Annotated in this window: 17 protein-coding genes; 8 read left to right on the forward strand and 9 right to left on the reverse strand. The window is 42.4% G+C overall.

The features are described 5' to 3' along the window. The first annotated feature begins 18 nt into the window (after positions 1-18). Positions 19-408 (forward strand): SRPBCC family protein, encoded by a 390-nt coding sequence (locus NAQ_RS07530; protein ID WP_100182943.1) that lies wholly within the window; start codon positions 19-21, stop codon positions 406-408. Here the strand turns inward: NAQ_RS07530 and NAQ_RS07535 are convergent. Together NAQ_RS07535 and hsp20 are read right to left on the reverse strand one after the other, a co-directional pair. Continuing rightward, positions 405-2,531, reverse strand: coding sequence for a CDC48 family AAA ATPase (locus tag NAQ_RS07535; RefSeq protein WP_100182944.1), 2,127 nt, complete (start codon positions 2,529-2,531; stop codon positions 405-407). The two genes, NAQ_RS07530 and NAQ_RS07535, sit on opposite strands and share 4 nt — an antisense overlap. Positions 2,532-2,555: 24 nt before the next feature. Continuing rightward, the gene (gene hsp20, locus NAQ_RS07540; protein WP_100182945.1) at positions 2,556-3,053 is read right to left on the reverse strand and encodes an archaeal heat shock protein Hsp20; all 498 of its coding nucleotides are present in this window, start codon (positions 3,051-3,053) and stop codon (positions 2,556-2,558) included. A gap of 110 nt (positions 3,054-3,163) precedes the next feature. On the opposite strand from hsp20, the gene NAQ_RS07545 reads away from it, so the two are divergent. After that, complete coding sequence (locus NAQ_RS07545; RefSeq protein WP_100183519.1) at positions 3,164-3,829, forward strand: hypothetical protein; 666 nt, start codon at positions 3,164-3,166, stop codon at positions 3,827-3,829. Here NAQ_RS07545 and NAQ_RS07550 read toward each other — a convergent pair whose 3' ends face one another. Next, positions 3,830-4,156, reverse strand: a complete 327-nt coding sequence (locus tag NAQ_RS07550; RefSeq protein ID WP_100183520.1) for a hypothetical protein — start codon at positions 4,154-4,156, stop codon at positions 3,830-3,832. A 114-nt stretch (positions 4,157-4,270) separates the two neighbouring features. On the opposite strand from NAQ_RS07550, the gene NAQ_RS07555 reads away from it, so the two are divergent. Then, positions 4,271-5,623, forward strand: coding sequence for an NAD(P)/FAD-dependent oxidoreductase (locus NAQ_RS07555; RefSeq protein WP_100182946.1), 1,353 nt, complete (start codon positions 4,271-4,273; stop codon positions 5,621-5,623). Between the two features lie 597 nt (positions 5,624-6,220). Here NAQ_RS07555 and NAQ_RS10170 read toward each other — a convergent pair. Further along, positions 6,221-6,385 carry a hypothetical protein gene (locus tag NAQ_RS10170; protein ID WP_162858696.1) on the reverse strand — a complete coding sequence of 55 codons (165 nt, stop codon included), beginning with the start codon at positions 6,383-6,385 and terminating at the stop codon, positions 6,221-6,223. Positions 6,386-6,469: 84 nt separating this feature from the next. Here NAQ_RS10170 and NAQ_RS07560 point away from each other — a divergent pair, with 84 nt between their 5' ends. Next, positions 6,470-6,763 (forward strand): winged helix-turn-helix domain-containing protein, encoded by a 294-nt coding sequence (locus NAQ_RS07560; protein ID WP_100182947.1) that lies wholly within the window; start codon positions 6,470-6,472, stop codon positions 6,761-6,763. Between the two features lie 9 nt (positions 6,764-6,772). Here the strand turns inward: NAQ_RS07560 and NAQ_RS07565 are convergent, their stop codons facing one another. The 3 genes from NAQ_RS07565 to NAQ_RS07570 form a co-directional block, all read right to left on the reverse strand. Beyond that, on the reverse strand, positions 6,773-6,982 hold the full coding sequence (locus tag NAQ_RS07565; protein ID WP_100182948.1) for a C2H2-type zinc finger protein: 210 nt from the start codon (positions 6,980-6,982) through the stop codon (positions 6,773-6,775). 62 nt (positions 6,983-7,044) lie between these two features. Next, a complete protein-coding gene (locus NAQ_RS10440) occupies positions 7,045-7,170 on the reverse strand; it encodes a hypothetical protein (RefSeq protein WP_256387150.1) in 126 nt (41 codons plus the stop codon). A 94-nt stretch (positions 7,171-7,264) separates the two neighbouring features. Beyond that, the gene (locus NAQ_RS07570; RefSeq protein WP_100182949.1) at positions 7,265-8,797 is read right to left on the reverse strand and encodes a tetratricopeptide repeat protein; all 1,533 of its coding nucleotides are present in this window, start codon (positions 8,795-8,797) and stop codon (positions 7,265-7,267) included. A gap of 164 nt (positions 8,798-8,961) precedes the next feature. Here NAQ_RS07570 and NAQ_RS10175 point away from each other — a divergent pair, with 164 nt between their 5' ends. Genes NAQ_RS10175 through NAQ_RS09905 form a run of 4 tightly spaced genes read left to right on the forward strand, consistent with a single transcriptional unit; the run spans position 8,962 to position 10,412 of the window. Then, complete coding sequence (locus NAQ_RS10175; RefSeq protein WP_162858697.1) at positions 8,962-9,279, forward strand: hypothetical protein; 318 nt, start codon at positions 8,962-8,964, stop codon at positions 9,277-9,279. 39 nt (positions 9,280-9,318) lie between these two features. Further along, positions 9,319-10,116 carry a GNAT family N-acetyltransferase gene (locus NAQ_RS07580; RefSeq protein WP_162858698.1) on the forward strand — a complete coding sequence of 266 codons (798 nt, stop codon included), beginning with the start codon at positions 9,319-9,321 and terminating at the stop codon, positions 10,114-10,116. A 36-nt stretch (positions 10,117-10,152) separates the two neighbouring features. Then, on the forward strand, positions 10,153-10,290 hold the full coding sequence (locus tag NAQ_RS10180) for a hypothetical protein (protein WP_162858699.1): 138 nt from the start codon (positions 10,153-10,155) through the stop codon (positions 10,288-10,290). Beyond that, entirely contained in the window at positions 10,287-10,412 is a 126-nt protein-coding gene (locus NAQ_RS09905) for an LPXTG cell wall anchor domain-containing protein (RefSeq protein WP_119571111.1), read from the forward strand. Before NAQ_RS10180 ends, NAQ_RS09905 begins: the two co-directional genes overlap by 4 nt. Here the strand turns inward: NAQ_RS09905 and NAQ_RS07585 are convergent. Further along, positions 10,409-12,307 (reverse strand): helicase C-terminal domain-containing protein, encoded by a 1,899-nt coding sequence (locus NAQ_RS07585; RefSeq protein ID WP_100182952.1) that lies wholly within the window; start codon positions 12,305-12,307, stop codon positions 10,409-10,411. The genes NAQ_RS09905 and NAQ_RS07585 overlap by 4 nt on opposite strands. 233 nt (positions 12,308-12,540) lie before the next feature. Then, the gene (locus NAQ_RS07590; RefSeq protein WP_100182953.1) at positions 12,541-13,308 is read right to left on the reverse strand and encodes a DNA adenine methylase; all 768 of its coding nucleotides are present in this window, start codon (positions 13,306-13,308) and stop codon (positions 12,541-12,543) included. Between the last annotated feature and the right edge of the window lie 24 nt (positions 13,309-13,332).

Genomic DNA, 13,332 nt, shown 5'->3' on the forward strand with positions numbered 1-13,332 from the left:
TCCTAGTGGATACTGTATATGAAATCAGTCACAGAATCGTGTGTTGTACAATATCCAAAGGATGTCGTCTTTGATTTTCTGTCCAACTTTGAGAACATGCCCAAATGGAGCACCCAGTTTGTCAAAAGCATCAAAATAGAAAATGGCAAGAAAAAGGCAACAACTCCGCTTGGCGAAGTCTATATCCGAATAGACTCTGACAAAAAATCTGGCGTAATCGATATTTTTGCAGGACCGACAGAAAACCAGATGAATCCTGCATTTATGAGAGTGATTTCATTTTCAGAAAAATCATGCGGCGTTACATTTACTTTTTTCCAGTGGCCTGATACCACGGATCAGATGTGGGAAATGTTTTGTAATTGGATAAAAATTGAGGTAGGAAACATCAAAAAATTATTTTCCTAGGCAACTGCTGGAAACTTTGTCTTTGGCTTTACCTTTGCTGTAGCATCGACTAGGTCCTGTTGCGTTATTTTGATTTCCTTGACTGCCTTTGTCTGGCCTCCGACATGTCTTCGCAAAGCTGCAATTGCCGCCCTATTGCATACTGCGGCTAGCTCCGCTCCGGAATAACCGTCGGTGAGCTCGACTATTTTTCCTAGGTCGACATCAGATTCTAGTGGCTTTTTCTTTGTGTGGATTTGCAGAATGTGCAGTCTTCCCTTTGCGTCTGGCTTGGGGACTTCAATAATCCTGTCAAATCTTCCTGGTCGAAGCAGTGCCTCATCTACTATATCTAGCCTGTTTGTGGCACCAATGATTAGGACGTTGTTTAGCTCCTCTAGGCCGTCGATTTCGGTTAGGATTTGAGATACGACGTTTTCTGATACGTGCGATGAATCTCCGCCACTGCGTCTTGGAACCAGAGCATCTATTTCATCAAAGAAAATGATGCATGGGGCTGCCTGTCGAGCTTTTCGGAAAATCTCCCTGACTCCTTTTTCGGATTCTCCTACCCATTTTGATAGCAGCTCGGGTCCTTTGACTGAGATAAAGTTGGATTCTGTCATCTTTGCTAGCGCCTTTGCGATCAGGGTTTTTCCTGTTCCTGGTGGGCCGTGCAATAAAATTCCCTTTGGCGTGGCAACATCGACATATTCGAATGCCTCCTTGTGCTTTAGTGGCCATTCTACTGCTTCCTTTAGTTCTTCTTTTAGTGCGTCTAATCCTCCTACGTCATCCCAGGTTACATTTGGAATCTGCACTAGGACTTCGCGTAACGCAGAAGGTCTTACTTCTTTTAGTGCTTCCTTGAAGTCGTCTTCGCTGATCTTTATTTTCTGCAAAATCTCTGCAGAGATCTTTTCCTGCTGTAGATCGATGTCTGGCAGAATTCTTCGCAGAGAACGCATTGCGGCCTCTTTGGCCAGTGATTCTAGGTCTGCACCTACAAATCCGTGAGATACTCGGGCAAACTGCTTTAGATCAATTTTTTCATCCACTGGCATTCCCCTGGTGTGGATCTGCAAGATCTCTAGTCGTCCTTCCTCGTCTGGAATTCCAATTTCGATTTCCCTGTCAAATCTTCCCGGTCTTCTCAGTGCTGGATCAATGGAATCTGGCCTGTTGGTTGCAGCAATCACTACTACTTTGCCTCTGGCCTTCATTCCATCCATTAAGGTTAGAAGCTGGGATACGATTCTTTTTTCCACTTCGCCTGTTACTTCGTCTCGTTTTGGAGCAATGGAATCGATTTCGTCAATGAATATTATGCTTGGAGTGTTTTCCTCTGCCTGCTTGAATATCTCTCTGAGTCGTTCTTCTGATTCGCCATAGTACTTGCCCATTATCTCAGGACCAGATATTGCAGTAAAGTGCGAGTTTGTCTCGCCGGCCACTGCCTTGGCAAGAAGGGTTTTTCCTGTTCCTGGAGGACCGTACAAAAGCACGCCTTTTGGCGCCTCTATACCCAGTTTTTCGAATAGTTCTGGGTGGCGCATTGGCAGCTCCACCATTTCGCGTATCTTTTGGACCTCTTTTCTGAGTCCGCCTAAATCGTCATAGGTAATCCTTGGAATGGAATTGTCCACCGCCTTTGTCATTGAGCCTAATTTGAACACGGTCTTTGGGGTAACAATTACAGGTTTTTGGGGGGTCGTGGCTGTAACAATTAGTTGGGTTTTTCCTCCCAAAGACGTGTTCACTATAATGGTGTCACCTGTGGTAAAGACATGGCCCTCATACAATGTGGACATGTATTCCTGGAGTCCTTCAACAGAGATTTTCTCAATTGGAGATAGTGTGATTTGTGTGGCTTCTGCGGAATCTACAACTTTTAGTGCGGCCTTTTCTCCTATTCCAGCTCCAATGTTGTGTCTTGTCAGGCCGTCAATGCGTATGATTCCAGAACCATAGTCTTCTGATGGGCCTGGCCAAACTTTGACGTGGGATTTTTTATTTGCAGTGATTTCTATTATCTGTCCTGTTTGCCACTTGTTGTCCTTGACAATTTTTGGATCGATTACTCCGAGGCCCTTTCCGACATGGCGTTGCGCCGTCTCTTCAATTTTTAATGTAATTTCGCTCATTTTATCACCATAAAAAATGGAGGATTAGTTTACCTCCACGGTCTTGCCTTTTGGTTTGTCCTCGCCTTTGAGCTTGAACTGTACTTCCAGAATTCCATTTGTGTATGTAGCCTTTACAGAATCTGCATCAACTTTTCTCTTGATTGGGACTCTGCCATGGTACTTTTTGTCGCCATGTTCTGCGTCTACATTTACAACATTTCCTTCGACTACTACCTTGATGTCTTTTTTCTCAACGCCAGGCATTTCTGCAACTAGCTTGAGCACTCCTTCTTTTTCATCTACGATAGTGTCGATGAGTGGCTCTCTGGTTTCTGCAGTTGGAAGCAAACCAGGTCTGACATTTCCGTATTCCTGTATTTGCGGCTTGCCGTCTGGGCCAACGGTCATGGAATAACCGTAATAGAATGGTCCGTATGTCTTGCCGTCTTGTGACTTGACATTCTCAAAGACGTCGTCAAAATCCATGAAGGATCTTGACATTCTCTTGAAGATTCTGTCAAATTCGTCATCAAAGAACATTTGTCATAACACCTATGTGTATGTAATAGCTATGACATTATATAAGGATTTAGGTGTTTTGTATGAGCTATGACATAAGGCTCTTATATATGACATTAGATGATAGTATTGTGCGAACAAGTAACCTTTCTGTTCCAGAAGCCGTGCGTGAAATCATCACCAAGAATAGGTCCATCTATGACTGCATGAAGATGGATGTGATAAATTACACGGCGCTTGCCGTCAAGATTCAGCCCGACGTGGAGCGACAGCTTGGCAATCCTGTTAATCTCAATACTATAGTGGTTGCAATCAAGCGATATGCGGATTCGTTTTTGGAAAAAGAAGAGATCAGGACAGAGTCTGTTCTCAAAAATGCCAGACTGTCCCTGACTGATGGAATCTTGGATATCAAATTTTCAACCAGTGACATGGGCAAAAAAGAGGCCGCGTCATTACTGGACAAGTTCGAGCAGTATGACTCCGATTACGAGTTTTTCAGAATGGCGGACTCGACATTTCGGGTTCTGACAGAGGATCTGGCGGACATTAGGAGAATGTTCGAGTCGTTTCCGTCAGCCAAGAACTTTTTCAGCACGGGCCTAGCTAAAATAGAAATTCGCATACCCCAAGAACAAAATAGGTCCGATGTAGTGTCCTATGTGGCTGAAATCCTGCACAACAATGGCATTGAGCTGCAAAACGCGTTTTTCTCGCAAGACAATATCATACTGGTATTGCGAGAAGAAGACGCATCAAAAGCATACGAAGTACTACGAGCAGAAATCTCTAGATAACTAGATTCCCGAAGTCTCGGCCTTGGAGATCTCCAAGTATACCTTGTCGCCAACAGACAATGATAGCTCCTTGTATTCTCTCATGTCTAGCTTCATGCTAGTCATGTTTCCCGGCATTCCAAATCCTCCACCACCAAGCATCTTGTTTAGCGATTTCATCATGTCGTCCATGTTTGTAAAGCCCATTACTCCAGTGCCTCCGCCATAAGGAGACTGGGGAAATCCCTGGCTTTCCTTGAAATCCTTGGTTGCCTGCAATGACACTATTACATATGGTGCGCCGTCAGGTGAGGCGTCAATTCGTACCACGACATATTCCTTTTTCATGTGATTTTTGTGCGTGTTTTTGCGATATTTTACTCTAACTGGCGTCAAAATTTACAAAAACCGTACCTGATTTTGGTAATCAAACGTTATATCGGCTTATTTTGGAGTAATTAGGTGACGCACAAAAGAATACTTGTCCTTGGCGGGGGATTTGCCGGAGTAGAGTGCACTGAAAAGCTGGAATCGTACTTTAAGCGAGACTCTGAAGTGCAAATAGACCTGGTCTCAGAAGACAATTTCCTGCTCTTTACGCCAATGCTTCCACAGGTTGCGTCCGGCATGATAGAAACAAGACACATTGTAATTCCAATTAGGACCATAATCAAAAAGGCCACATTCCATGAGGGCAAGGTCAAAAACATAGACCCGTATGGAAAACGAGTAACGCTTTACGGCACAAACGAAAAAAGAGGAACCTCACTTGAATATGATTATCTGGTAGTAGCACTTGGAAGCCAGACCAACTTCTTTGGAAACCAAACAGTAGAGAATCATGCCTATACGATGAAGACGCTAAACGATGCCGTAGTCCTTCGAAATAGAATAATAGACATGCTAGAGCAGGCCGACAATGAAAAAGATCCAATCCTAAAACAATCGCTCTTGACATTTGTCGTGGTGGGTGCGGGATTTGCAGGAATAGAGACCGCAGGAGAAATTCATGACTTTTTGCTTGATGCAAAAAAATACTATCCAAACATCACGGAATCTGACATCAAGGTCATAGTATTGGAGGCACTGCCAATTGTGCTGCCGGGATTTTCAGAAAAACTGGCGTCATTTACAAAAGACAAGCTAATCCAGAGGGGAATTGAAATCAAGCTAAACACGCAGGTAGTGACATTTGACGGCTCTGAGGTAATCATCAAGGATGCAGTGGATCCATCCAAGACCCCGGTAAAAGAGCCGACAATGGATGCAATAGAAACCAAGACGTTAATCTGGACTGCAGGCGTAACGCCGGTTGACACTATCAAAAATTCCATGTTCAAAACAGACCGCGGCAAAATCATTGTAAATGAAAATCTAGAGGTGCCGAACTTTCCAGGGGTGTATGTGGTTGGCGATTGCAGCTTGGCAATTGATCCTAGAACGGGCAAGCCCTATCCACCGACTGCACAAAATGCGGAAGGCCAGGCAAAGACTGCAGCGTACAATATTTTTGCAGAAATGCATGGAAAACCAAAGAAGAAAATTGACTTTGTATCAAAAGGACAAATGGCAATCATTGGAAAAAGAACTGCGATTGCGTCACTTTCTGGGCTGAACATTCATGGATTTTTGGCCTGGTGCATTTGGAGGACGGTATATGTCAGAAAGATACCAAAGCTGAACAAAAGGCTCAGAATCTTGCTTGACTGGACTGCTGATCTGTTCTTTGATAGGGACATTTCCAGACTAAAGATAATTCGCAAGGACCAGCCAATTGACTACAAGGAACTAGACGAAGTAGATGATGTTTGGTAAAACTAGCCACAATTACGCTGATTAGCTGAAAATTCAGCTTTTCAGCTGAAAAAATTTTTTAAAATTCTTTGCATAATTATTTCTCTGTGATGCAAAATGCCCTTCAAAAACACAACAGCTAAATACATTGCCACCACGATGGGAGCTGTTACAGCGCTTTTACTCTCATTTGGATATGTGGCATCTTTCTAAGATGGCGTCAACTGCGCCATTTTTTATTATGTTTGCAAATGATCTTTCTAACAAGTACAATTATGAGCCATACAATTTCTTAAAATCGCATTTTGTGCAATACAGTTCCTTTCTGTCGACACCTGTATTATCTATGATATCTCGAATTTCCAGATGTATACCGCATCTGGGACAGAATATGAAAGGCATGAGGCGTGTAAATCAGGCCATGTTATTATTTTGTATGACGATTTTCAATACTCCAGTGTATTTGATTACATCTAAACGCTTATGATGCTATGTTGAAGAATGATTTCATGGGAATGATGAATACTCTGCGCAAATTCTGCGTTATGAAAAGCGTCAGAGACAAGGCAAAAGAAGAATCAGACGACGATAAAAAAGACTAAATTTTTTAAAAATTTTCTAGTCGCATTTAGGAGAATGTTTTAGACCTTCAGTAAGTACGCAGTTGATTATCTCTGAAAAACTCCTATGTTCATTTGTTTTTAGAATTTGCTCTGCTTGCAATTTGCGCAGCTTGGTCTCGTTCTTTCCGTCTAGCATTATGGTGACTCGGCGTATTGCCATAGTTGTATCAAAGATGGTTTAGTTAAAAACTCAATTAACCTAGGTTAGGAACCGAATTATATCATAAAGCCGCATTATACTGTGATGCATGACCTTAGATACTATGAAATCAAGCTAAAGATGCGACGACCCGAAATTGCAATTTATTCCGACATCATTGACGGCATAATACAGCACGGCCCAAAATCAAACACAAAAATCCAAAATTCCGCAAATCTAGAATACGAAAGAATGAAGAGACTGATGAAAAAGATGCAAAACTATGGGCTTCTTGATGATAATCTGCACATTACTGAAAAGGGGAAAAATTTCAGAAAAGAATTTGAACCGCTAAGAAAGAGCACTGCTCACATATTTGACAAGTATTTCATAAAATAATCCTCTGAATCATCGATAGCGACTTTTTACTTTTTGCTCATGTTCTTCTCTTGCGTGGTGCAACCTGTCCTTTTCGTGGATGAATTCCTTTCCACAGCCGGTGCACTTGGTTATATGTCGATGGTGTATCTTTCTTGCATGGGAAATCAGGTCTGAGTAGCTTGGAAACTTTTCCTTACAATCCTCACAAGTGTTGTTGTTTCGATTGAAGAACTTCAATCTGCTCTAATACGGTATCATACTATAAAAGAAATTCCTACACTGATCGCTAATTCTATGATCTAAGGGAAAACTTCTATGTCTCGCTTGAAATTTGGAAGGCTGTATGTGCACTCTATTGAGCAATACTTGGAATCTGGCGGCAAACCTGCCAGTGAGCCTCCGCATGTCTTGCATGTTTGTTCCATATGTGAGCATCACAACTCTATTCTAATAATGGATTATGCTTTTGAAATGAACAAACACAATTTTTGTGAGTAATTCATACTAGAATAACTGTCGTTATTTTAGGAACCCAAAGAATCCTGCAAAGATGCTTCCGATCTGCTCAATTACGTTTGCAGTTTTTGGTGCCTCAAAGGTTTCCTTGGCATAGCTGGCCTTGGTAGTCTCGACTTTTGGAATGGAATCATCCAGATTTACTGATGTAGAGTCTTCCTTTACCTGCAGTTTGGCAATTTGCACTAGCTCCTCTCTTGCCTTTTGCAGATTTTGTTTTGCTATTTCATGCGTTGGTTCGTTGTCTAGTATTTTGTTGTAGATTGTAATTGCATCTTCGAGCTTGCCCATCTCTGCCAGAGCATTTGCTTTGTTGTTAAGAGCTGGGACAAACTTGGGATCTTTTTTTAGCGCCAAATTGTAATGTTCTAGGGCTGCGCCAAATCGGCCCTGCTTTGCAAGAGATGATCCCAAATTTGTCAGAACCTCTGTACTGTCTGGGTCCTTGGCAAGAGCGTTCTCAAAATATGATTCAGCCTGATTGTAATTGCACAGTCTCATCAGGGCAGCTCCCATTCCCTGTCCATAAATGATGGAATCTGTATAGTGGGAGCTGTCACATTCTAGAATGATATTGTTTAGGACGCTACCAATTTCCTTTTCTTCTTCCGTGAGTGGATTTGGCTCACTTATCTGCGATGCAACCTGAGTCTGGGTTGGTTGGGAATTCTGGATTACTGGTTTTGGCGCAAAGACTGGCTTTGCTGGAATAAATTGTTCCTGTGGTGTGGGAATTGGTTTTGGTTCGGGTTTTGGAGCTGTATTTAGAATGATTTGAGGTGGTGCGGAAACTGGAGGAGCAGGTGTTGGCTCTGGTGGCGGGTTTTGTGGTGTGTTCTGAGCCAGAGGCTTGTCGGTGAATCCAAATGTGGTTGTCGTCTTTGATGTTCCATAGTTTGCCTTGACTGTGTATGTGCCGATTTTTTTGAAGTTGACGCCGTTTTTTACCAAAAAAGATGTCTCAAATTCCAAGTCTGGGCTGATCTGTGGCGTGTAAAATCCTGCAGGAAAATTGTCCGGATCAAAAATCCCGATCAGTATGGTTGGGTCACCAATCTCGGAGACCATGCCGGAAATCTTGACAAAATCACCGTCCCTGTATGTGCCCTTGTCGGCAACTACCACTAGGACCTCGGGGGCGGAGCTTGGCTGGGGAGCTGGCACTGATTCTGGCTCTGAAATCCCAATCACCTCAAAGAACAGATCGTCTGTCTGGTCTCCATAGGTAAACTCGATTATGTACAGGCCTGACTGGTCATAAGAAGGAGAATCAAGCGGGACAGTCCTTGTAAAGCCGTCGTCCAGCTCCAACTCTACTGTATATGCGCCTACTATGTTGTTCTCTGGGTCGTAGATTTTGATGCCAATTTCCGGAATTATCGCATCTAGGACAAATCCGGAAATCTCCATTTCTTGGCCTGTATGGTATTGGTCGCGATCTGTCTGAGCCAGGAGCCAGTCAGATTCTGCAAAGGCGGGGATAGTTGCAAATAGGCACAATATTCCGCAGAGCAACGTCTCCCTTTTGATGCTCAATTCGTATCAACGGGTGATCATTTTGTATTTAACAAATTAGTATGAATTATACCAGCACCTTTTATGCAACCAAGCACATTGGTTATTGTAGTGAGCAGTACAGCTTGCAGTCTAGCTGGCAACATCGATGTAGATCGTGCTGTAGAGGAGACTGTAAGTTCTACTTGAAAAAAATTCTCATTTTTCTGTGCGGTATAATGATTTGCACAATTTTTGCCCCACATGACGCATTTGCAAAAAGCTTTACAGTCAAGCTGTTTGAATCCATGACTCTGGATTCTGGCGATACAAAACCAGACGAGAAAAAAAATACCAAGAAAGACACAAAGAAAGAAACCAAGAAAAAGACTGCCGAGAAAAAAGAAGTCAAGAAAAAAGAAACCAAAAAGAAAGAACCCAAAAAAGAACTCACAAAGGCCAAAGGAAAAAAGACATGGAAGAAGATAGTGAATCCACCAAAATACCAATTCGTCCCTGAATGATCAGATAAGAAAATTAATCATTATACAATCCAAAAAACATTGAAGATCCGCAAGGCAAAAAAATCCGACAAGGCCCAGATCCTGTCGTTTTGCCAGCACACATTTCGATGGGGCGACTATATTGATAGGGTCTGGGACAAGTGGCTTGCAGAAAAAAACCTGCTTGCAATAGAGCAAAACGGCAAGGCAATTGGAATCTGCAACGCGGGAATCTCTCAAAATCAGGTCTGGATTGAGGGAATCCGTATCAATCCTGACTTTAGAAGAAAGGGCTATGCAAGCAAGCTGGTAATTACTGCAGAAAAACTGGCTAAAAGGAAAAAGCTTGGAATCTCTCGCATGATTATAGCTGATAACAACAAGCGCTCCCTTTCCATGGCAAAAAAGCTTGGATACCACATAGAGGACAAGTGGTGGCTCTACAATCTTTCTCCAAGAAGACAAGAAACAACGGCAAAAGTTGCCACCAATCCGCAAGGCCTCGACGGGCTGATCCAGTCCAGCACCTTTTCGGAATCCTGGAACTGGTTTTCACTGGACAAAAAAATTCTACAAAAGCTGGTTAGGCAAGGCCGCGTCATTGCGTACTACAAAAACAAAAAGCCACAGGCAATGGGAATCTGGAACAAGACATCCAAGCTAGACAACGATGTAATGCAGCTTGGTTACCTTGGCGGAACCATGCCTGGAATCAGGCAAATCCTGTACTTTATGCAAAACAAGGGATTCGAGGAAAAAAAGGACCGAGTCCAGCTCCTAGTCCAGGACAGAATCAAGCCAAAGATGCCAGGCCTGGACAAAAGGATGCTTTTCTGTCTGGTAAAAAAAGAACTGTAAGATCAGGCTTAATTAATTCTGGAGCAATATAGTATCATGCCGGAAGAAAAAAAGAAAATCAACACAACAAAGGATGATTACGACAAAGCCCTAGTATCTAATGATCCAACAAAGACCAACATTGATCTGGAACAGCTGGCAAAAGAGGCAATGAAAAAGTTCAAGTCGCTATGAACATAGAGTGGACAATTACTGGAATCATACTTTTAGGTGGAATGACTGCAGGCGGAATTAGTCTGTATTTGAAGAAAAGAAAAGAAGCTAAATTATCTGATTCGACAAACATGCAAAGCTAGTTCCTTGGAATTCCTTCACATGCATCCATGAACCATTTTGGCAAATCGTTTCTCTGATGGTATATCATGCGCTCTGCCTTGGTGTCCAAAACATATGTCATTGCACTATCGCCGACATGCCGGATGCTTCTGCCTGCCATTTGTAGTAATCGAAATGCGGATTTTAGATAATATCTTCGGTGGTCTGCCTCGGAATCGTAGATCTTTTTCATTCGAAGATCGTCAACTGTTGGATAGTAGGGAGCTTTTACAATAATCTGGAACCTGCTGTCGTCATCTGGCAGATTAACGCCGGATTCCAAGCCAGGCGAAATCAAAACTGAATTTGGCGTGCCCCGGTGAACGTCTATTGCCTCTGCCTTGTCCTGGCCTCGCTCTAGTGGCAATAATCTTGGTCTTAGCTCAGGCGATATCTTTTCCATGATATAATCAAGCTGTGAATAGCTGGTAAGTAGTATGATTCCCCGCTGGGTGGGCCTGATCTTGAGAATGGCTTCTATCTGTGAGATTATCTTATCTGGCAGGACATTTTCCGATGTCGCCTCGACATATTCTGTTTTCAAGAATACTACTTTGCGATTTTCTAGTGGAATGTTAGAGTCTTCGTTTATGAAATAGACCTCGTCCTTTTTGAATCCAGTCTCTCTACAGAATAATTCCAAGTTTATGGTAGCTGACATGTACAAGGACAGGTCAAAACCTGAGCTCATCTCTTCCATGAACCAGTGGAGGTGCCACGGTTTTATTGTGACCTCATCAAAGTTTCGGCCGCGCCTGTCATCTTGCGATTTTGACTGGATGTCAGTGATGATATAATTTTGGTCAGCTGATTCCAGCCCCTTTTGCAGAATCTTCATTTTTGTGGTATAGTTTTTGAGGTCGTTGAGGACAAAATGGTTGATATGCTTGTGGTCAAACTTGCAGTCAACATGATCTTTGCACTTTAGGAATTCCTTGGTCTTGATGTAATCTCGGATTTTGTTGCAGTCAGAGCAGCTAAATTGTAGCTTGATTCCATGTTTGATACATCGAACATGCTTTTTGATGTGTTCCTCTGATTGTAGGAATAACGAATGCTCTGCGCACTGCTTTATGACGGCTTCTCGTTTTTTGAACGCCTCTGAAAATGAATTGACGTATTGCTTTATTGCGCCAAGATTAGAGTTGACTGAGAACTTGGGCATTTCCACGCCAAGCAACTCGCCGTAAAATCCGGACAGATTTGTTGCAAGCTGGTTTGCAAGCTCCTCATCCAGTTCATGTGCCTCATCACACACTAGGAGCTTTCTTTGTGGCATTTCCTCACCAGATAACAAGTGCGAAAGATACGATGCGTAGGAATAGGCAACAAAGCTTGCCTTTTTGCCAATTTCTATTTGGTCATAATACGGGCACTTTCTGGGTGTGTCTTGGCCTATGATTTTTTCAGCAATGGTGCCTTTTTTGAGAATATTATATGATTCTGATTCTGGCTTGAAAGAGCAGTCATTGCAATAACCATGGGTACAGTCAAAGACGCGGTTTGTCTGCTCGCAGAGGAACCTTCTCTTTCCGCGAACTGTATTGAAAAAGCCAAACTCGTTTCTGTACTGGTCTTGGAGTAGTACTGTTGATGTAAGTATGGTGGCTGATCTAAAGTATAGAGACAATGCAATTGCAATCCAGCTTTTGCCTGTTCCGGTAGGAGCTGATAGGAGAATTTTCTTGTAGCCGGATTCTATTGCATGCTGGATCTTTTTGATTACCTCGTATTGCTTTGGGGTGGGTTCTTTTCCGGCAAACTGTCCAACTAGTTCCAGTGCCTCGACTAGGGAAATTGGCTCTCGGGGGTTTTTGAGGTTGATTTCTGGATAGCTGGAGCGCATTCTGCGTCCTAGGGCGTCAAATTGCAACATCTAACCCCTAGATGTAGTGGATATAATTGTAGAATCAGAATGAATCTGAGCTAGCTTTTGGTTAGTGGTGATTCGATCATACAATTGATTATGTTGTGCATGATACCAAAACCATGAAAGCAAAATTCGCTACCTCATGTTCAGCATGTGGGGATAAAATAGCACCTGGAAAGGAAATCTCAAAAAACGAGTCAGGAAAATGGGTCCACAAACACTGTGCCCCAGAAATAGAGCTACTCTAAGTCATGGCTTAGTATCAAGATCTCTCTTGATTTCTTGTTATTTGACATTCCGTATTTCCAGTCCGGATATAGAATTGTGTAATCGGAGTATATCTCGTGAATTTCCCTAGAATTGTTGTATGATAGAATCCAATTGTTTCGTTTTTTGAGAATTTCTGCCAAACCTGCATGATCAAAGTTTTTGTGCAAATCTCCCTTTTTGCCGTAAAGCTTGCTCTGAATTAGGTACGGCGGATCCAAGTATAGAAGCGCTTTTTTGTGCCTGAGAATTGATTTTTTAAAGTCTAGTCGTTGCACTGTGAGATTTTTGATTCGAAATATTCTTAGCTTTTCAATTGATGATTTTGTAAATCTTGGATTGTTGTCTATACCACCACTTGCCATTCCGCCAGACAGTGTAGAACCAGAAAACGAAGTCCTGTTTAGAACAAAAAATATTGAGGCTCGCTCTAACTTGCTTTTTGATTGTATCTGGAGCTTTTGTAATTCATAGAATTTTTCTTTTTTTAATGGATGGTATTTTTTTACACTAGCTGCAAGTTTTTGCGGATTTCTCAGCAAAACCTGCCAAAAATCAACTAATGGTCCAAAGATGTCATAACCATAAACTCGAATTCCATTTTGCGCACAATAGATCTCCAGTGAACCTCCACCAAAAAATGGTGAGCAAAGATGGGTGGTGTCTTTGGGAATGTATTTTGATATGATTTTGACTGCGCGAGATTTTCCACCAGGATAGCGCAAAGGTGATTTAATCATACTAAATCATTTTATTTGCTAATC

Source organism: Candidatus Nitrosotenuis aquarius (genome assembly GCF_002787055.1).
GTDB lineage: Archaea > Thermoproteota > Nitrososphaeria > Nitrososphaerales > Nitrosopumilaceae > Nitrosotenuis > Nitrosotenuis aquarius.